This window comes from Flavobacterium rivuli WB 3.3-2 = DSM 21788, assembly GCF_000378485.1.
Lineage (GTDB): Bacteria > Bacteroidota > Bacteroidia > Flavobacteriales > Flavobacteriaceae > Flavobacterium > Flavobacterium rivuli.
The window spans coordinates 1-20,134 of sequence record NZ_KB899975.1; the positions used below are offsets into that span (position 1 = coordinate 1).

Sequence of the window (20,134 nt, forward strand, 5' to 3'; positions counted from 1 at the left end):
GCTTTTAAGCGAAAAAGGGTTACAAAAAAGAAAACAGCGCTCTGCCGATGTAGAACCTGTGTTCGCACATCTCAAACACAATAACAATTTTAAGAGGTTTACTTTAAAAGGACTTGAAAAAGTAGAATTAGAGTTCGGATTAATGGCCTTAGCACACAATCTGAGAAAGAAAATAGCGGCGTAAGCCACTTGAAAAATATCCTGACCTGAAAAATATAATAGCCTAATATAATAATGCTAAAAATGAAAAAACCGCCTCAATTGAATATTGAGACGGCTTCTTTTTATTTTTTTAAGTGTAGCAAAATATTAAATAAATAATGCTTAATTTAATTAGCCACAAGGTTTTATTTATTAAGCAAAAACATTACTTTTGAAGCAGATAAAACTATACACAAATACAATAATTATATAACATATAAAGTTTATAGTAACGTTACTATGCATTAAAAGGCTTTTTTGGATTTTGGGGATTAGAATTATAAAAATATGCGGTTTACCGCAACCTTATAGTGGATGTAATGCTATTAGAGAAAAACCCCGCAATTGCGGGGTTTTTTGTATATTATTATTGCCTTGGTTACCTTATTTTCTCTAACAATACATCAAGTGTTACGTTTTCCTGTTCGCCGGTTGCAAGATTTTTAAGTGTAAAAGTTGTAGTACTTATTTCTGAATCGCCTGTTAGCACAGCAAACGGTATTGCACGTTTATCGGCATGGGTAAATTGCTTGCCTATCTTGGCATTATCAGGGTACAACTCTGCTTTAACTCCTTTTTCGCGTAATTGTTTTATAGCTTTCAAAGCATAAAGCGCTTCTTTTTCGCCAAAGTTTATAAAGAGCACCTTTGTACTTTCGGTAACTGTTTCAGGAAACAATCCAAGCTCTTCCAGCACTAAATAAATACGGTCTAACCCAAAAGAAATACCCACGCCGCTCATGTTTTTAAGACCAAAGATGCCGGTAAGGTCATCGTAACGGCCACCGCCGCCTATAGAGCCAAGGGCTACTTCTTTAGGAGCGCTAACTTCAAATATAGCACCGGTATAATAATTAAGTCCGCGAGCCAGGGTAACGTCCAGGTCGAGTATCGATTTGCCTAAGCCCAGTTCAGCTACATTATCACATATAAAACGAAGCTCTTCTACCCCCTTAGTACCTTCGGCAGATGTTGCTAAAAGTTCACTGAGCTTATGTAATTTTTCATCAATACTTCCTGTAAAGTTAAACAACGGCTGTACTTTGTCTATAGCGTCGGCAGTCAGGCCTTTTTCAAGCATTTCTTTCTTAACGCCATCTTCACCTATTTTATCCAGCTTATCAAGGGCAACGGTAAAATCTATCAGTTTATCCTTTGCACCTATTACTTCGGCAATGCCGCTAAGCACCTTGCGGTTATTTATTTTTATGGTTGCGCCATTAAGCCCAAGGGTGGTAAATACAGCATCATACAATTGTACCAGCTCTACTTCCTGCCACAACGATGTACTGCCCACGACATCGGCATCACACTGAAAAAATTCACGGTAGCGACCCTTTTGCGGACGGTCGGCACGCCATACTGGCTGTATCTGGTATCTTTTAAAAGGGAATTCTATATCATTTTGGTGTTGTACCACATAACGGGCAAACGGCACGGTAAGGTCGTAACGCAACGCTTTTTCCGAGATTTTGCTTGTAAAGCGGTTAAGGTCTACCAACTGTTCTGTAGAGATTGTCTCGGCAGAATTTACAAGCAGTCCATCCAAAGACTGTGGCAATTCGATACCTTTTTTATCAAAAAAGAAGTTGCCGCTATTAAGTATCTTAAAAATAAGCCTGTCGCCTTCTTCGCCATACTTCCCCATAAGGGTTTCGGAGTTTTCAAATGATGGCGTTTCTATAGGCTGAAAACCAAACGACTCAAAATGATGCTTTATCGCCCCTATTATGTATTGACGTTTAGCCACCTCTGATGGTGAAAAATCTCTTGTGCCTTTTGGTATTCCCGGTTTTGCCATGTTGCTTTCTTTTTTTAGAAATGCAAATATAAGGAAAGGGATTTTTAAGATTGCCAAGTTACCCTACTTTCTCCTCTTGCTATAATATTCAAAATTTATAGTCTGGTATAGCCTTTTAATAAATTCGCAAAACCAGATTGGCAACTTACTGTAATCAAATCTCAAATCTCTAAAAATTCCTTACTTTAGCATAAAAATAAGCGCATGTTTAACCTCTTTGCCGAAAACACTAAAATAGCCCTGGGTTCTATAAAGGGCCAATTGCTGCGTACCATATTAACAGTGTGTATTATAGGCCTTGGGGTGTGGGCATTAGTGGGCATACTGGCAGGGGTTGCCGTGCTGGAGAACACGTTATCCGGTAATTTTGCCGCTATGGGCTCTAATACATTTGCGATAAGCCGTTACGATTTTTCCGGGCAGATAGGCCGACAGAATAACCGCGATGCACGCGTTAATGCCATTATATCGTACCCGCAGGCTAATGAGTTTCGAGAAAAATATGCTTTCCCGGGCGCTACCACGTCACTCTCATTTAATGCTGCGAGCAATGTAGAAGTTAAGTATAATGATAAGAAAACCGACCCCGAAATTACTGTGCTTGGCGCAGATGAATACTATGTGCCTACATCGGGGCTTGAAACGGTAAATGGCCGTAACTTTAACAACTTCGACATTAGCAATAACAATTACGTATGCATTATAGGTTCTGATTTTGAGAAAGGTATCTTTAAAGATATTAACCCTGTGGGGCAAACCATCTCTGTTCGCGGTGCCCGTTTTAAGGTAATTGGGGTTCTTAAAGCCCGCGGTTCTACCTTTGGCAACCGCCAGGACCTTAACCTTATTATCCCCATACAACTGGCGCGGTCGTTATATTCTGCACCAAATATAGACTACAGCATTAAGGTAACAATAACCAACCAGGATTTTCTTAACGCTGCTGTAGACGAAGCCATACTGGCCATGCGACGCGTAAGAAAGCTGAACCCTAAAGCCATAGATAATTTTGGGATAGAGCGCAGCGACGAGTTGCTGGAATCGTTACAGTCTCAGGTGCAAACCTTAAATATTTCTGCATGGGGCATTGGTATGATAACCATTTTTGGCTCATCGGTAGCATTAATGAACATCATGCTGGTATCTGTTACAGAACGTACCCGCGAGATAGGCGTACGAAAATCGCTTGGGGCAAAAAAGAATACTATTGCCATGCAGTTTTTTACCGAAACACTAATTATATGTTTTATGGGTGGTATGCTGGGTACCTTTCTTGGAATAGGCACCGCATTTTTAGCCACATTGATAATGAACCTGGCGTTCCCAATACCGTGGATGGCAATTATTGCCGCACTTATTACCATTGTGTTTGTAACTATAGTTTCCGGTTTATACCCTGCTATAAAAGCTGCCGCCTTAGACCCTGTGGAGGCTTTGAGGTATGAATGATTTTTTGGTTTGAAAGTTTAACGTTTAAAGTTGCCAATCTAAACACTTATAAAGTTATACTTCACATAAAAATCCAAACTGCGATTCCGGAAATCTGAAATTTAAATTCTGAAATCTGAAATAGCTGAAGTCATTCTGTCATTACCATATATATCTTTCCTAAGAACCACATCGCAGAAACCGAAATCTTCAAGCATTTCTAAGGTTTCTTTCCCAAGATACTGATTGATCTCAAAATACAATTTACCATTTTGCGGCAAGTTGGCTAAAGCCAATAATGCTATTTTGCGATAAAATATAAGTGCATCATTATCCTCTACAAATAAGGCAAGGTGTGGCTCATAGTCAAGTACATTTTGTTTTATTTCGGCCTTTTCAAGATTGCGAACATAAGGCGGGTTAGAAACAATAATATAAAATTGCTCCGGCAGCGTTTCGGCAGCCAGTATATCCTGCTGAATAAACGTTACATTTACATTGTTGCTTTCTGCATTTATTTTAGCTATCGCCAATGCATCGGCAGATACATCAATGGCAAATACCCGTGCATCCGGTAGGTTTTTAGCCAGTGATATTGCAATACATCCGGACCCGGTACCGATATCCAGAATTTTCACCTGTCCCCTGTTCTTGTTTTCATGAATAATCCATTCTACAAGTTCCTCCGTTTCGGGGCGTGGTATAAGAGTATTTTCGTTTACTTCAAAATCAAGCCCGTAAAAATAAGTATGCCCAAAAATATACTGTATCGGCTTTAAAAGCTCCAAGTCTTTAAGCACAGCATTCCATCTATTAACTTCGTTAACAGATAATTCAGCATCAGGATTCAGTGCTACATCTACCCTTTTCCAACCTTTAAGCTCTTCTAATGCAATAGCAAAAAAACTTTCTGCCTCCATAACATCATATAAAGGAGTGAGCGTTTCTATAAAATAAGTACGGTATTCTTTTAACAACATTTGTTTCAGGGTTAAGGTTTAAGGTTTTTTCAAAGTTCTCGCCGCAATTCGACGTCCAGCAGAGAACATGAGACTTTAAACCTTAAACTAAGTTTTTTATCATCCACACAGGGCACGAGTTATGCCCGGTATTTCCCAATGGTGCATCAAGATAGGTAAATCCAAATTTAGCATACAGTTTTTGGGCAGCTTCCATATTAGGCAGCGTTTCCAGATAGCATTGGCTGTAGCCAAAACCTTTTGCGGCATCTAAACATTTTTGCAATAGTTGTGCGGCAAGTCCGGTTCCGCGGGCTTCGGGAGAGAAATACATTTTTTGCAATTCGCAAATGTTAGCATCGCCGTTCTCTAACGGGGCGATACCGCAACCACCTAAAACCTTTCCCAATGCTTCTACTATATAATATACCGAGTTTGGAATATCATAAACTTCAGATAGCCTGTCTAAAGAAGCATCAGCATAAGCCGTTCCCACCTTTGGGGCATCGTGTTCAATAAGTACCTGCCTTATAAGTGCCGCTATGTACGGGTTATCCTGCGGATGTATTTTTCTTATGGTTGCATGCATACTGCAAAGCTACTATTATTTAGTTATTGGTTATTTGATTATTCTTAAAAAGCAACACTACACTTAAAAACTTTGTAACTTTGAGACTTTGCAACTTTAAATCATGACCCACGAAAACTTCATGCAACGCTGCCTTGACCTTGCCGAAAACGGTATGCGTGCTGCTATGCCCAATCCGTCTGTTGGCGCAGTGCTGGTGCACGATGGCCGGATAATTGGCGAAGGCCACACTTCTCCTTACGGAGGCCCGCATGGTGAGGTAAATTGTATAAATTCGGTTAAGGAACAAGATAGGCATTTAATTCCTGATGCTACCTTATATGTAAGCCTGGAACCCTGCAGCCACTATGGTAAAACCCCACCCTGCTGCGACCTGATTATTAAACACCAGATAAAAAATGTGGTGGTGGGAACGGCAGACCCTCACGAAAAAGTATCGGGCAACGGAATCCGTAAACTTAAGGAAGCCGGTAAAAATGTAACCGTGGGCATACTCGAAAAAGAATGCCGCGGGAGCAACCGCCGCTTTTTTACTTTTCATGAAAAACAACGCCCTCACATTATATTAAAATGGGCTGAAAGTGCCGATGGATTTTTAAGTCCGCAGAAGAGATCATTAGATAGTTTGATCAATGGAGAACATGATAATGTAGAAGATAAAAAACCGGTATGGATAACCAACCCATATTCCCGACAGTTGGTACACAGGTGGCGCAGTGAGGAGGCTGCAATAGTAGTAGGTACACAAACCGTGCTGGATGATAACCCCCAATTGGGTGTACGTGACTGGACAGGCCCCAACCCTGTGCGTGTTGTACTCGACCGGCAAAACCATATTACTGATAATTATTTCGTTAAAAATCTAAAAATTAAGACAATTGTGTTGACAGCACAGCACAATTTGCCTAATTTAGATAACCTGCTGTATGAAACTGTGCCGTTTGATGAACGCTTGCCCAATGCCATTCTGGAGGTTTTGCACCGTCATGGTTTACTCTCGGTTATTATAGAGGGTGGCCGCCAAACGCTGCAAACTTTTATAGATGCAGGCCTGTGGGACGAGGCGCGGGTTTTTAAAGGGACTGCAATTTTAAAAGCTGGTACAAAAGCGCCGGAGTTTAAAGCCGCAGCCAATGAACGGCATACCCTCCAGGAGGATCAACTTTTAATATACCGAAACAATGGTAAACACGATAATATTTGATATGGGCGACGTCTTTTTAAATAAAGACAAACAGGCTAAGGTTGAAGCTCTCGCCAAGATAGGTATTACCAACTGGAACGATGCTTTAGAAAAACTGGAAGCCAAATTTGAAACAGGTAAAATTACCAGCAATCAGTACCTTGAAGGAATACAACCCCACACTAACGGAGCATCTTTAGAGGCTATTAAGGATGCATGGAATGCCGGCATTGCCGATTTTCCGTTGTATCGCCTGGAATTTTTACAAAAGCTGAAAGAAAACTACCGCCTGTTCCTGCTTAGCAATACCGACCCTATTCATATTGAAAAGTTTGAAGATGAAGCCGGTGCTTCTTTCTATAGTGACTTTTACCAGTGTTTTGAAAAAATTTATTTTTCGCACGAAATTGGTGTCCGCAAGCCTAACGCAGATGCTTTTACTTATGTACTTAATAACCATCAGGATATACAGCCTAAACGCACTCTTATGGTTGACGATAAAAAATTTAATACAGATGCTGCTGCCGAACTGGGATTTGTAGTATGGAACCTGCAAAAAGGCGACGAAGATGTGGTAGAGTTATTTGAAAAAAGCGGGGTTAAACTTGACGATTAGTGCCCCGCATTTATGTAGTAGTTAGCAGTTTAATGATCAGTGCCATTATTAATATAACAGCACTGACAGATATTAAATAAAAGTACTAAATACCTTTTAAGCAAAACTAACTAAAATCTTTTTTAGAGTTTTTCTTATCTCTTTTTTCTTCTTTTTTCTCTTTAGCAGTTTTTAAGGGTTCTTTCTTCACTGCTTTTTTTACATCCTGACCTTTTGCCATAACTTTAATTTTTGTGGTTAACGTTTACTGATGTTAAGGTAGTAATTTTATTTGAGAACTAACACTATAAACCTAATTGTTCCCTTATTTTTTGATCTTCAATAATAGGAAAGAAAGTCCATTCATAATTAGTATGATTATCTGCAATGGCAATAAGCTCCATCCTTCTTTTTACAAGAAATGTATTTGTGGTACTATTAAAAACAACTTTTTCTGCGTTAAATCGTTTCTTGAACACATCTAATAAAATTTTCTCATAAGATGAGTGAATAGGTTCTGTAAAGGTAATTTTAGAGGCTTCATCATAGTAGAGAATGCAGTAGGAACTCTGCTCAATTTTCTTTATTTCATTAATTTTGAAATTAGGTGGAATGTTTATTAACGATACCGTACCCTCGTCCATCTTTTCAATACTTCTGTGTAAATCAATAAATTCCTTTTCAGACAGTACCTTAAAAACAGAAGGATGTGCATATTTCACCAATGAATCGCTTTCATTAGTTACCAAATGAGCGTAAACCTTATCTACTCGTTGTTTAAGAGAGGCCATATCCTGTGCATTGCTACTAACGCAAAATAAAAGCAGGGATAAACATATTAGCACTGCCTTCATCTATATACCAAGTTGTTTTAATACTTCAGCACCAAACATCTTTTCCATAAGCTTACCTCCCGCCCTGTTCATGTATTTCCACTGATTTTTTGTAATCTTATCAGATGCAAAAACTACATCGGCACGCTTTTTTATTATAAATGAATTAGACTTGGCTTCAAAAGTTATATCATTGGTTTGCATGGCTTTCTTAAAGTTCTCTATCATCTCCTTGCTTTCAGGATCGCCTACAGGATCTTTAAATGTCATTTTCATAACAAGGTCATGCTTTACAAGGCAATATTGTCCATCACCTATTTTTTTTATAGGTCCGTACTCAAATTTCGGGTCGGCTTTAAGAAGCATAAGGCTGTAGCCATCGCCATTAAGCATGTTCTTTAAGCTCTCCATCATTTTATCTTTAGGCAATACCTCAAAAATTTTAGGATATGTACCATTGGCCACCGCTTCATAATTTCCCGCAACAGTATTATTGTACATAGAAAGGGCGGTAGCTTCGAGCGATTGTTTATCCTGAGCAACAACTGTAAAAGTGGATGCAACCATAAATGCGATAAGCAAAAAATGTTTTTTCATAATCTAAAGTCTTGTTCTTATATACAGCATAGCAAATGCCGAACCAAATTTATAAAAAAATCCCCCCGCAATGCGGAGGGATAAGGTATTATATGGCATAAATTACTCCTCGTGGGTAATTATCCACTCGCCGGTAGCTAAAAGGCCTTCGGCTTTTTTAAATTTCATTGTTTCGCTTTTGCCACTCATAACATGTTTAAGCATTACCGTGTCATTACGGTTAATTTTTGGAGCATCCCTTGTTATGGTTTCTGTAACCGCAGGGCGTGACTGGCTTTGTTCAGATACCTCACGGGCTGCAGCAGCCATCTCATCGGTATTTAAAACTTCGGCCTTGGCCTCAATATATTGCTCCTGCTGGCGCGCCGGCTGCCTTGCTTCCTGAATGGCATCAGGGTTTTGCGATGGTAAATCGGCTTTGAACAAGAATGATATTACCTCTTTATTAATGTCATTCATTGTTTTTTCAAACAGGTTGAATGCTTCAAATTTATAAATTAGTAACGGGTCTTTTTGCTCATGTACTGCAAGCTGAACAGATTGTTTTAGCTCATCCATTTTGCGAAGGTGCTTTTTCCAGGCCTCATCTACAATGGCAAGTGTAATGTTCTTTTCAAAATCTGTTATAAGCGACTGCCCTTGTGTAGCATACGCTTTTTCAAGATCTGTAACTACATTTAATGATTTAATACCATCTGTAAACGGTACAACAATACGCTCATATTGGCCATTATTGTTTTCATATACATTTTTAATAACCACAAATGCCTCGCCGGCGTTGCGCTCATTACGTTGTGTATAAGTATCTAAAACAGCTTTATATATTTTACCTGTAAACTCCCTTTCAGGCAGTTTTGCAAAATCGGCTTCGCTAAGCGGAGAACTTATAGAGAAGGTACGGATAAGCTCAAACTCAAAATTCTTAAAGTTGTTTGCTGCTTTGTTATCCCTTACAATAAGCTCTACAGTATCATACATCATGTTAGCTAAGTCTACCTTAAGGCGCTCGCCATGCAGTGCATGCTTCCTGCGTTTATAAACCACTTCACGCTGTGCGTTCATAACATCATCATACTCAAGCAAACGCTTACGTACACCAAAGTTATTTTCCTCCACTTTTTTCTGTGCACGCTCTATAGATTTTGTCATCATAGAGTGCTGTATAACCTCACCCTCTTTAAGGCCCATACGGTCCATTACTTTAGCAACCCTTTCAGAACCAAATAAACGCATAAGGTTATCCTCAAGAGACACATAGAACTGAGAGCTACCAGGATCTCCCTGACGGCCTGCACGGCCCCGCAGCTGCCTGTCTACACGGCGTGAGTCATGGCGCTCTGTACCTATAATGGCAAGCCCGCCTGCAGCTTTAACCTCTGCAGTAAGCTTAATATCGGTACCACGGCCAGCCATGTTGGTTGCTATGGTTACCACTCCCGGCTTACCGGCTTCGGCAACAATGTCGGCCTCTTTTTTGTGTAATTTCGCGTTCAGTACGTTATGCGGCACATTCCTCATTTTAAGCATTCGGCTTAATAACTCCGATATCTCTACCGATGTTGTACCAATAAGTACCGGCCTTCCTGCTTTAGATAATTCAGATACGTCCTCAATAACCGCATTGAATTTTTCGCGCATTGTTTTGTAAATAAGGTCATGGTGATCCTTACGGGCCATACCCCTGTTTGTAGGTATCTCTACCACATCCAGTTTATAAATTTCCCAGAACTCACCCGCCTCTGTTACCGCAGTACCGGTCATACCCGATAGCTTGCTGTACATCCTGAAGTAGTTTTGCAATGTAATAGTAGCAAATGTTTGTGTAGCAGCCTCTATTTTAACGTTCTCTTTAGCCTCAATAGCCTGGTGTAAACCATCGCTATAACGGCGGCCATCCATAATACGGCCTGTTTGCTCGTCTACGATCATGATCTTGTTCTCCATGATAACATACTCCACATCTTTCTCAAAAAGCGTGTATGCCTTTAAAAGCTGTGTAAGTGTGTGTATACGCTCACTTTTTATAGAGAAATCTTTAAACAGGGTATCTTTAACCTCTGCCTCTTCTTCTTTAGGAAGTTTTTTCTTTTCAATGTTGGCAATCTCCGTACCAATATCCGGAAGAACAAAGAAATCACTATCAGTATCCTGAGAAAGGAATTTGATACCGTTATCTGTAAGTTCTACCTGGTTGTTTTTTTCTTCTATAACAAAGTATAAAGCCTCGTCTACCTTATGCATGTCGCGATTGTTATCGGCCATGTACTGGTTTTCTGTTTTTTGTAGCAATTGCTTAACACCTTCCTCACTAAGGAATTTAATAAGCGCTTTGTTCTTTGGCAAACCGCGGTGTACCCTTAGTAAAAGGAAACCTGCTTCTTTAGTTTTGCCTTCTTTTAATAGTTTTTTAGATTCTGCCAAAACACCATTAAGCAACGTACGCTGTAAACCTACAAGGTGGTCTACCTTTGGCTTAAGCTCATTAAACTCATGGCGGTCTCCCTGAGGAACCGGGCCGGAGATGATAAGCGGCGTACGGGCATCATCTACCAATACTGAATCGACCTCATCTACAATAGCATAGTTATGCTTGCGCTGTACTAAATCGTTTGGCGAATGTGCCATGTTATCCCTTAGGTAGTCAAAACCAAATTCGTTATTGGTACCATAAGTAATATCTGCGGCATAAGCGGCACGCCTTGCATCGCTGTTAGGCTGGTGGTTGTCTATACAGTCTACCGTTATACCGTGAAATTCGAATAACGGGGCTTTCCATGTACTATCCCTTTTAGCAAGGTAATCATTCACGGTTACAAGGTGCACACCGTTACCGGTAAGTGCGTTAAGGTAAAGTGGCAGGGTAGCCACAAGGGTTTTACCCTCACCTGTTTGCATCTCTGCAATTTTACCCTGGTGCAATACGATACCGCCTATAAGCTGTACATCGTAGTGTATCATATCCCAGGTAATTTCTTTACCGGCTGCGCTCCATGAGTTAGCCCATGTAGAGGTATCGCCCGCTATGGTAATATATGGTTTAGTTCCCGAAAGCTCCCTGTCTTTAGGGGTTGCAGTAACTGTAATGCTCGTGTTATCTTTAAAGCGGCGCGCAGTTTCCTTAACCACGGCAAATGCCTCCGGCAGGATATCCAGCAATGCTTTTTCAGAAAGGTCATAAGCTTCTTTTTCCAACGCATCTATAGATGCATAGATATCCTCACGGGCATCTATATCGGCTGTTTTTTCTACCTCTTCAAGGTAAGAAGCTATTTTGGCGTCTTTTTCGGCACGGGCTTTACGAATGGTATCTTTAAAAAATACGGTCTTTTCCCTAAGCTCGTCGTGCGATAACTGCGTTAGGGCAGTCTCGTAAGACTTGATCTTGTTAACCAAAGGCTGTATAGACTTTACGTCTTTTTGCGACTTGTCGCCCACAAATGCCTTAAGTATGCTGTTTATTAAACTCATTATATTTGTAATTACTTATATTTTATAATAATAACGCGCGCAAATTTAACCAAAAAAAAAGCCTCCTGAAAGAGACTTTTCAATTGATTTTATTTTTACTTAGTATTCATCCTCGTTCCAAAGATAATCTTCGTCGGTTGGATAATCCGGCCAAATCTCTTCCATCGACTCGTAGATCTCTCCCTCGTCTTCTATAGATTGCAGATTTTCTACTACTTCGAGCGGAGCTCCGGTCCTGATGGCGTAATCAATCAGCTCATCTTTGGTAGCCGGCCACGGTGCATCACTTAAATAAGATGCTAATTCTAATGTCCAATACATCTTTTAAACGATTAAAGTTTATGCAAAAATAAATTTTCTACTGAAATTGTCAAGTAAAAATTTGTTTATTTATTTAAAAAAGTTAAGAACGTGTTTTTCTTAGTCTTCAGTCGCAGTCGCAGTATGCAGGTTAACTCCTGTAAATGCTACTCTTGTACCAACTTTAACTCTGTAATTTAGGCTGAAAAGAAAATCTGAAATCTATACTCTTAAATCTGAAATCAGTACTTTTCGGGTATCCATTTCACCTCATCGGCGTTTAAATCATGGGACAATTTCCGTGCCAAGACAAAAAGGTAGTCAGAAAGTCGGTTCAGGTAGGTTAAAACCATCTTATCGGTAGGTTCCAGTTCATGTAAATGCACTGCCAGGCGCTCTCCCCTGCGGCAAACACAGCGTGCAATATGACAGTATGACACCGTTGTGTGCCCACCCGGAAGCACAAAATGAGTCATAGGTTCGAGTTCGCTTTCCATACCGTCTATCTCGTTTTCAAGGAGTTCTACATCGGTATCGTTAATTTTAGGAATATTAAGGCGTTCTTTACCATTCTTTAAAACAGCCTTATCAGGCGCCGTTGCCAATATGGCACCTACTGTAAAGAGCCTGTCCTGTATTCTTTCGAGAATTTTTTTATAATCAGGGTTAATATCCTGGTCACGGATGAGGCCAATGTGCGAATTAAGTTCGTCTACCGTGCCGTAGCTCTCTATGCGTATGTGGTGTTTTGGCACACGTGTTCCCCCAAAAAGGGCTGTGGTACCTTTATCGCCGGTTTTTGTATATACTTTCATGTGTTCAATTCAGATTTTAGATTTCAGAATTCAGAATTCAGATCGAGCTTCACTCATATCTTGTCTCAAATTATTTTTTAGTTATCCCATAATGATAATTGATCCGTCATAATCCATATTCCATGCCTTTTTTCAAATATAAGTGCATTACCATAACCACAGTCGGGACAATGATAATCAACCTGAATAATTGCTTTGGTATGATTCGCCGAGATAAAAGGTTTGGAAAATTCATAATATCCAAATCCAAAAAGTTCATCTCTTTTAGCAACGCTTCTTTTATGAATTGATTTTTCATCAAGCAAGACCATTTTATTATTTGAAACTAAGGATTTATTTATAATAAGATTTTGCTTATTATTTATTTGTTGTAAAAAATATAAACTATCTCTTCTATTAAATGTTTTTTCTTTTTTATTACTCAGTCCTATTATTTGAATTAAACTAAATTTATCTGCCAGATTCTGGATGATATAAGTGCTTTCCTGATGAGAGTTTCCAAGCCCTTCCTTTATTTCTTTAACAAATAGTATCTTGTTAAAGGTTGAAAGCAAAAGAGAATTTGACGGTAGAGCTGGTAGCTCTTCCGCTTTTTGAGTAATTTCTTTTTTACACGACAAAAACAAAATTAATGAGAATAGTAAGATATATTTCATTTATACTTAAGATTTAGATTTTCAATGTTATTTTTAAAAAAATCCAGATTTTTTTCGTTATGAGTGAAGCTCAATCTGAATTCTGAAATCATAATCTGAAATTCTATTTCTTAGGATTTAAATTCACATTATCACTTTCTATAACGCCATCGCGCAGGCGGATAACCCTGTGGGCATATTCGGCAATATCTTCTTCGTGGGTTACCAGGATTACGGTATTACCGTTAGAGTGAATTTCATTAAACAAACCCATAATCTCTACCGATGTTTTACTGTCCAGGTTACCCGTAGGCTCATCGGCAAGAATTATAGACGGATGGTTAACCAGTGCTCTTGCTACAGCTACCCTTTGGCGCTGCCCACCAGATAGCTGGTTGGGTTTATGGTCCATCCTGTCTTCCAGGCCTACCTGTGTGAGTACTTTTGTGGCACGTGCATTACGCTCGGGCTTTTTAAACCCGGCGTAAACCATAGGCAGGGCAACATTATCTAACGCGGTGGTGCGGGGTAAAAGGTTAAACGTCTGGAAAACGAAGCCTATCTCTTTATTTCTTATTTCCGCAAGTTCGTCGTCTTTCATACTGCTCACGTCTTTGCCGTTAAGGATGTAAGAGCCGGATGTTGGGGTATCTAAACAGCCCAAAAGGTTCATGAGCGTACTCTTGCCCGAACCTGATGGCCCCATGAGTGCCACATATTCGCCTTTGTTTATAGTAAGGTTAATGCCTTTAAGCACTTTTACAACTTCGCTGCCTAACAAAAAGTTACGGGTTATACCTTTTATCTCAATTATTGCTTGTGCCATATTTATTGTTTGGAAGCATAAAAGTACTAAAAATATATGAGCGGTGCTGCATGGTAAAAAGTGCAGGCATTTTAACAAATATTTTTGAGAGCCCACTTTACAAAGTGATGTTTATGTATATTTACCACTGCAAACCAATACTTTATGGATACCATTACAAAACGAATACAGGTTATAGATGTAGTGCGCGGTATAATTATGGCGCTCATGGCGTTAGACCATACCCGCGATTATTTTCATATTGATGCCATGACGCAGGACCCTACCAATATGGCTACCACTACCCCGCTACTGTTTTTTACACGATGGATTACCCATTATTGCGCACCCACTTTTGTTTTCCTCTCCGGCACATCTATTTATTTACAGAGCCTGCGCAAGACAAAAAAAGAGTTGGCATGGTTTCTTTTTACCCGCGGTTTGTGGCTTGTAATTGCAGAGTTAACCATTGTAGGCTTTGGGTGGAGCTTCGACCCGTTTTTCAGGTTTTTCTTCCTGCAGGTTATGTGGGCTATTGGCTGTAGCATGATCATTTTATCAGGATTGATATTTTTTAACTATTGGGTATTAGCGGTTGCTGGGGTTGTTATAACACTTACCCACAACCTTATGGATTACACCTTTATATCTGACCCTGAGATGAGGACAGCGCTAAACGTTTTCCTTATAACAGATTTTAAAGTATACAGCCTGCTGGGTACAAAAATAATGATTGCTTATGCCGTATTGCCGTGGACGGGTATTATGCTGCTTGGCTATGCTGCCGGCCACTGGTACAACACTAAAGTGTATACGCCTGTGCAACGCCGCAAATTTCTTGTTACTACCGGATGTGCACTTATTGGCTTATTTATTATCCTGAGGCTTGTAAATAGCTATGGTGACTTTAAGCCGTGGCAACACCAAGCGAGTGAAGTATATACTTTTATGTCGTTCTTAAACGTTACTAAATATCCGCCATCGCTTATGTATGCCTGTATGACGCTTGGGCCTGCTTTATTGCTGCTTGCCGTATTAGAACCTGTACATAGCCGATTTACAACTATTATGAACACCTTTGGCCGTGTGCCGTTCTTTTACTATTTACTGCATGTATATGTAATTCACTTTTTATGCGTGGGGCTGTATTTTATAGAAGGCTTTACGTTTAACGACCTGTTTACAAAACCCATGGCGTTTGGCTTTAGGCCGGAGGAAGGTTTTGGGCTACCGTTGGGTTACATCTACCCGCTATGGATATTGGTACTGATACTTTGCTACTACCCAAGCCGATGGTATGACAACTATAAAAGCATTCACAATAAATGGTGGCTGGGGTATATTTAAATGTTTTTTCGCCAAGAATTACACCAATTTATCAATACATTCAAGACTAATTTATTTACTATTTAATGTCACGCAAAGGCGCCAAGACGCAAAGCCGGGTTACGCACTCCTATGCATCAGGCGACTGTTAAGTCGCCAAGCCTTGCGACTTAACAGTCGCTGTATGGAAACCTAATTTACCATACCGCTTTGCGTGACGAATTATTTAAGCTGGTTTACACAAATAACTGGTATTACAACTATTTTAAAAACGGATAATTTAAAAATATAATTGATGTAATTCGTGAAATTTTTGGTTCAATTTTACGACCGGAAAAGAAAACCAAGCCCTAACGACTTCAGCATTTTCTTTTCGAATGCCCAAAAGAATTTAAATTCGCCCGAAATAAAGCCAAATGTTACAAGCAACACCTGATATATGGGAAAAATAAGAATAATGTAAAGTGGATAGTATAGCCAAAGCGAGATTGTATCTTTGCTTAATCCCATCCAGGCAAGTACGGGTTTAGACAAATAAGCCGAAGTAGAACCTGTAACGGCAAATACAATAAATATAACTACCAGTTGGTAATTGTATGTTATGCCCCAGCGTTCCTTAAATTTTTTCATTGATTTGCCAAAGCGGCAAATATACCTGATTTAATGTTGTGGTACAACTTCATTTTGCCATTTAACTACAGCATTTATCAAAAATAAGAATGCTCTTTTTGGCACATTTTTATTTTACTTTTGATCGGAAGTCTTATATATAATTACTGATCTCGATTAAATTCTGGTCCGGGTCGCGAAAATAAACCGACAACATTGTGCCCGATGCTCCCATGCGCTCTACAGGCCCCTCAAAAACATCAATGGCATGTTCCTGCAATTCCTGTATAACCCTGTGCAATGGTGTTTTGGTTATAAAACACAAATCTGCCGATCCGGGAATGGGGAATTTTGCCTTAGGCAGAAACTCTTTGCCATACTGGTGCAGGTTTATTTTTTGATTGCCAAACTGCAACGCAAACCTGCCTTCACCATACTGATGTATATCCATGCCCAAAACCTGGTTATAAAAAGCAAGCGTAGTATTTATATCTGTAACCGTTAAAACAAGATGGTCTAAATGTGTTATTTCCAATGTAATTGCTCTTAAATTAGTATTGTGGAACGTTACCCCCAAGCCTCTGGTTATTGCTTATCTGGAAATACACAAGGTAATTGTACAATAAATAATTAACCTCATAGCCATAGCGTATCTGTGGGCTATAGTCAATGCGCATCTGGTACATATCTCCATAACGCTGCGGGTTATTTACACGTGCATTCCATTCGTTAACCCAAAAGTTATTTTTGTTTTCAAGGTATGATATGCCATAATAATTTCTCGGTTTTGCACGGCCCTGCAGCCATGAGTTAAAACCGGGGTCTATAATTATAACTTCATACTCTAAAGAATCGTTGGCAATACGCACAGTATCATTTGCTGTAGTGCCTGCAACCGCATTCTGGCCGCTGCCCACAATAGTTTTACTGTTGGCATTGGTAATTTCCTTACTTCCGCACCCCAAAATAATCGCACCAACTATTGCCAGGCAAAGTATGTATGTTTTCATGACCTTATAATTTATCTTATAAAAATAAACAATAAAAGGCACCCTAAATTATAAGATGCCTTTTATTGCGTAATGATTGTATGTATTATGCAGTAGCTGCATCTACAACCTTATCAGCAGTTTCTTTTACAGCCTGCCCATCGGGTGACGATTTAATTTTATCGGCAATTTCTCCGCCTTTTTGTAATACCTCATCATATTTTTTACGTGCAGTTTCTTTAACGCTTTGGTATTTATCTGCAATTTCTTCGCCAAAACCTTCCGCTTTTTCTATAACTCCGTCAAGATATCCTTTTCTTTTAAGTACTACTGCCACTACTGCAAGGGCTGCTGCTCCGGCTGCAATCCCTAAGATCAATTTTTTGTTACTCATAACTTTCTAATTTTTTAATGAATTTATTTTATTTGGTTTATTAAAGCTTATTTATCCCTGTTGCGTTCAGGGTTTTTACTGTCTGGCCTTTGCTCCTGATTAGGGTTAAGGTTTGCCCTTTCGTGAGCTATTGTATTTTTTTGAATACTGCCACTCATGTGCGCTTTTTCATTATAATGCCTGTCCTGGTAGCTTTCCGGTATAGGAGTGTTTTTTTTAAACTGTTCTCTATCTTCCGAATGATCCTGGTTATTATTATCTGACTGTATCATAACTATAAAATTTATGGTTGTTAATTTTCTCCTTTGTCAGGATGTATCATCCTTTCATGGGCAGCCGTATGGTTATCAGGCTGTTTAGTATATGCCTCCGGATCTGTCTCTTTATTAGCCGGTGTTGCATAACGGTTAGGGTCGGTGCCCGATGCATCGTGTTTAGGTAACTCAGCCGGCATGTTTAGCGGCTTTGCATTGTCTGGGTTATGTGGTGTTTTCATGGCTTTTTATTTAGTAAAACAAAGTGTCCTGCTCTATTTATATTACTAAGTTAGCCATTGTATACAGGCAGTTATATTAAGAGAGTCTTAAAATTTAGGGGTACACCGTAACCTTTAACGCCTTATTAACGAATGGGTTAAATTTACTGAACGGACGTTAATTTTATTATGATAATTAAATCCTAAGGAATACCATTAGAGGAAATATTATAGTTCAATGTGTTTGAGAATGTCACGCAAAGACGCAGAGCCGCAAAGCGGGAATGAACATAACGTATACCCTAAGCGACTGGTAAGTCGCAAAGCTTTGCGACTTAACAGTCGCTGGAAGAGGTAATAATTAGGGGGCAAACTTTGCGGCTCTGCGTCTTTGCGTGACAAAATATTTGGACTGTTAAATACTAACTTTGCTATAAGTCCAAAAAGATTTACCACATAGAGGCATAGGCATATCCTGATCGAAAATAAATTGTAAGTACACATATTTTGAGCTCCGGTTAGCAGGGCTACGTGTAAAATTTATTTTCTATCTATTCTTGCCGGCGCAACTTGTCTTTGCACCAATATTGTAAGTGCATATATTTTATTTACACAATTAAACACAATACTTAAATTATATCGGGCAGGATCTTCCCCGGATTCAGGATGTTGTTAGGGTCGAATAATTGCTTTATGCCTTTCATCAATAAAAGGTGCGTAGTGCCAAAAGCAATATCCATATAGTTTTTTTGTACGTAGCCAATGCCGTGCTCGCCGGATAATGTTCCTTTTAAAGATACTGTAAGTTCGAATATTTCTCGAATACCCTTAGGCACTTCGGTTTTCCAGTTCTCATCGGTCATATCGCCTTTAATGATGTTTACATGCAGGTTGCCATCGCCTGCATGCCCATAACAAACCGTATGAAAACCATATTTTTTACCAATAGTTTTAATTCCCGCCAGTAAAACAGGCAGCTCGTAACGCGGTACCACAGTATCTTCTTCTTTATAAACAGAGTTTGATTTTACAGCTTCGGCTACGGTGCGGCGAAGTTTCCAGAGGGCATTTTTTTGGTCTTCAGTATCGGCAAAGAGTATTTCGTCTATATCAAAATGTTCTACGGCAGCCATAATTTTCTCGGCTTCGGCAAAAAGCACGTCGGGGTAATTGCCATCGACTTCCACCAGCAAATGCGCCTGAACTTCATCTTTAATATCCAGATTTACATTGTCCAGATATTTAAGCCCCCAGTCTATTGCATCGCGCTCCATAAACTCCAGTGCACTGGGCACAATGCCTGCCCTAAAAATCTCTGCTACTGCCTGGCATGCCTGTTCTGATTTAAAAAACGGGATAAGCATAAGTATGTTATGGCTATTTTTAGGCAACAGCTTCATAACAATGGTAGTTATAATGCCCAGCGTACCCTCGCTACCCACCATAAGCTGCGTAAGGTTGTACCCTGTAGAATTTTTAAGGGTATTGGCACCCGTCCATATTACATCGCCATTGGGTAAAACTACCTCAAGGTTAAGCACATAATCTTTAGTAACGCCATATTTAACGGCGCGTGCGCCACCGCTGTTCTCGGCAACATTACCGCCTATGGTACAACTACCCTGGCTGCTTGGATCTGGCGGGTAAAAAAGGCCTTTTTCAAAAGCTGCTTCCCGTAATACTTGCGTTATTACTGCGGGCCCCATGATAGCCTGCAGGTTTTTCTCGTCAATTTCTAAATTAGTAAAACGCTCCATACTAAGCCCTATGCCGCCATAAATGCTAAGGGCACCACCACTCAGGCCGGTACGCGCACCTATGGGCACCACGGGTATTTTATACACGTTAGCCAGCTTCATAATTGCAGAAACCTCCCCCACTGTTCCCGGCTTTATTACTACCGATGGCGGAAAGCTGTAATCTTCGGTCTCGTCATGACCGTAGTGTGCACGGGTTTCTTCATCGAGAAAAATATAGTTAGGCGTAACAATGGCTTCGAGTGCGGTAATTATTTCAGGAGAAAGTATGGTTTGCATAAATGCGAATATTATTATTGTTTTAATATTGGCATCAAAAATACTAAGGAGTTATTTTAAAAAACAGATTGTTATTAAAAAATATATTATAAATTT

22 protein-coding genes are annotated in these 20,134 nt (G+C 39.7%); 5 read left to right on the forward strand and 17 right to left on the reverse strand.

Annotation, left to right across the window (positions count from 1 at the left end; translation table 11 throughout):
- Positions 1-184 (forward strand): transposase (locus tag F565_RS21925; protein ID WP_020212882.1); only part of this gene is annotated, 184 nt, incomplete at its 5' end.
- A gap of 396 nt (positions 185-580) precedes the next feature.
- Here the strand turns inward: F565_RS21925 and hisS are convergent.
- Positions 581-2,002, reverse strand: a complete 1,422-nt coding sequence (gene hisS, locus F565_RS0117635) for a histidine--tRNA ligase (protein WP_026300148.1) — start codon at positions 2,000-2,002, stop codon at positions 581-583.
- A 204-nt stretch (positions 2,003-2,206) separates the two neighbouring features.
- On the opposite strand from hisS, the gene F565_RS0117640 reads away from it, so the two are divergent.
- Positions 2,207-3,451: an ABC transporter permease gene (locus F565_RS0117640; protein ID WP_020214572.1), complete on the forward strand. Its 1,245-nt coding sequence runs from the start codon at positions 2,207-2,209 to the stop codon at positions 3,449-3,451.
- A gap of 101 nt (positions 3,452-3,552) precedes the next feature.
- Here F565_RS0117640 and prmC read toward each other — a convergent pair whose 3' ends face one another.
- Together prmC and F565_RS0117655 are read right to left on the reverse strand one after the other, a co-directional pair.
- Positions 3,553-4,410, reverse strand: coding sequence for a peptide chain release factor N(5)-glutamine methyltransferase (prmC, locus tag F565_RS0117650; protein ID WP_020214573.1), 858 nt, complete (start codon positions 4,408-4,410; stop codon positions 3,553-3,555).
- A gap of 82 nt (positions 4,411-4,492) precedes the next feature.
- Positions 4,493-4,978, reverse strand: a complete 486-nt coding sequence (locus F565_RS0117655) for a GNAT family N-acetyltransferase (protein WP_020214574.1) — start codon at positions 4,976-4,978, stop codon at positions 4,493-4,495.
- Between the two features lie 103 nt (positions 4,979-5,081).
- Between F565_RS0117655 and ribD the strand changes: the two genes are divergently transcribed.
- Together ribD and F565_RS0117665 are read left to right on the forward strand one after the other, a co-directional pair.
- Positions 5,082-6,182 (forward strand): bifunctional diaminohydroxyphosphoribosylaminopyrimidine deaminase/5-amino-6-(5-phosphoribosylamino)uracil reductase RibD, encoded by a 1,101-nt coding sequence (ribD, locus tag F565_RS0117660; RefSeq protein ID WP_020214575.1) that lies wholly within the window; start codon positions 5,082-5,084, stop codon positions 6,180-6,182.
- A complete protein-coding gene (locus F565_RS0117665; RefSeq protein ID WP_020214576.1) occupies positions 6,160-6,777 on the forward strand; it encodes an HAD family hydrolase in 618 nt (205 codons plus the stop codon). Before ribD ends, F565_RS0117665 begins: the two co-directional genes overlap by 23 nt.
- A 284-nt stretch (positions 6,778-7,061) precedes the next feature.
- Here F565_RS0117665 and F565_RS0117675 read toward each other — a convergent pair whose 3' ends face one another.
- The 7 genes from F565_RS0117675 to F565_RS0117705 form a co-directional block, all read right to left on the reverse strand.
- A complete protein-coding gene (locus F565_RS0117675; protein WP_020214578.1) occupies positions 7,062-7,610 on the reverse strand; it encodes a hypothetical protein in 549 nt (182 codons plus the stop codon).
- Entirely contained in the window at positions 7,611-8,186 is a 576-nt protein-coding gene (locus F565_RS0117680) for a hypothetical protein (RefSeq protein WP_020214579.1), read from the reverse strand.
- A gap of 102 nt (positions 8,187-8,288) precedes the next feature.
- On the reverse strand, positions 8,289-11,654 hold the full coding sequence (gene secA, locus F565_RS0117685; protein ID WP_020214580.1) for a preprotein translocase subunit SecA: 3,366 nt from the start codon (positions 11,652-11,654) through the stop codon (positions 8,289-8,291).
- 99 nt (positions 11,655-11,753) lie between these two features.
- Complete coding sequence (locus F565_RS0117690; RefSeq protein WP_002986941.1) at positions 11,754-11,975, reverse strand: DUF2795 domain-containing protein; 222 nt, start codon at positions 11,973-11,975, stop codon at positions 11,754-11,756.
- Positions 11,976-12,196: 221 nt separating this feature from the next.
- Positions 12,197-12,769 carry a cob(I)yrinic acid a,c-diamide adenosyltransferase gene (locus F565_RS0117695; RefSeq protein ID WP_020214581.1) on the reverse strand — a complete coding sequence of 191 codons (573 nt, stop codon included), beginning with the start codon at positions 12,767-12,769 and terminating at the stop codon, positions 12,197-12,199.
- Between the two features lie 77 nt (positions 12,770-12,846).
- Complete coding sequence (locus F565_RS0117700; protein WP_020214582.1) at positions 12,847-13,425, reverse strand: hypothetical protein; 579 nt, start codon at positions 13,423-13,425, stop codon at positions 12,847-12,849.
- Between the two features lie 103 nt (positions 13,426-13,528).
- Positions 13,529-14,230 (reverse strand): ABC transporter ATP-binding protein, encoded by a 702-nt coding sequence (locus F565_RS0117705; protein ID WP_020214583.1) that lies wholly within the window; start codon positions 14,228-14,230, stop codon positions 13,529-13,531.
- Positions 14,231-14,374: 144 nt separating this feature from the next.
- Here F565_RS0117705 and F565_RS0117715 point away from each other — a divergent pair, with 144 nt between their 5' ends.
- Positions 14,375-15,556 (forward strand): acetyltransferase domain-containing protein, encoded by a 1,182-nt coding sequence (locus tag F565_RS0117715; RefSeq protein ID WP_020214585.1) that lies wholly within the window; start codon positions 14,375-14,377, stop codon positions 15,554-15,556.
- Positions 15,557-15,859: 303 nt separating this feature from the next.
- Here the strand turns inward: F565_RS0117715 and F565_RS0117720 are convergent, their stop codons facing one another.
- From F565_RS0117720 to F565_RS0117750, 7 genes are all read right to left on the reverse strand, one after another.
- Positions 15,860-16,165 (reverse strand): DUF6787 family protein, encoded by a 306-nt coding sequence (locus F565_RS0117720; RefSeq protein WP_020214586.1) that lies wholly within the window; start codon positions 16,163-16,165, stop codon positions 15,860-15,862.
- 133 nt (positions 16,166-16,298) lie between these two features.
- Positions 16,299-16,679, reverse strand: a complete 381-nt coding sequence (locus F565_RS0117725; RefSeq protein ID WP_020214587.1) for a VOC family protein — start codon at positions 16,677-16,679, stop codon at positions 16,299-16,301.
- A gap of 16 nt (positions 16,680-16,695) precedes the next feature.
- The gene (locus F565_RS0117730) at positions 16,696-17,154 is read right to left on the reverse strand and encodes a DUF6146 family protein (RefSeq protein WP_020214588.1); all 459 of its coding nucleotides are present in this window, start codon (positions 17,152-17,154) and stop codon (positions 16,696-16,698) included.
- Positions 17,155-17,239: 85 nt separating this feature from the next.
- Positions 17,240-17,527 carry a hypothetical protein gene (locus F565_RS0117735; protein ID WP_020214589.1) on the reverse strand — a complete coding sequence of 96 codons (288 nt, stop codon included), beginning with the start codon at positions 17,525-17,527 and terminating at the stop codon, positions 17,240-17,242.
- Positions 17,528-17,574: 47 nt separating this feature from the next.
- A complete protein-coding gene (locus F565_RS0117740) occupies positions 17,575-17,799 on the reverse strand; it encodes a hypothetical protein (protein ID WP_020214590.1) in 225 nt (74 codons plus the stop codon).
- A 20-nt stretch (positions 17,800-17,819) separates the two neighbouring features.
- Positions 17,820-18,023: a hypothetical protein gene (locus tag F565_RS0117745; RefSeq protein WP_020214591.1), complete on the reverse strand. Its 204-nt coding sequence runs from the start codon at positions 18,021-18,023 to the stop codon at positions 17,820-17,822.
- 608 nt (positions 18,024-18,631) lie between these two features.
- A complete protein-coding gene (locus F565_RS0117750) occupies positions 18,632-20,038 on the reverse strand; it encodes an FAD-binding oxidoreductase (protein ID WP_020214592.1) in 1,407 nt (468 codons plus the stop codon).
- Positions 20,039-20,134: the final 96 nt, after the last annotated feature.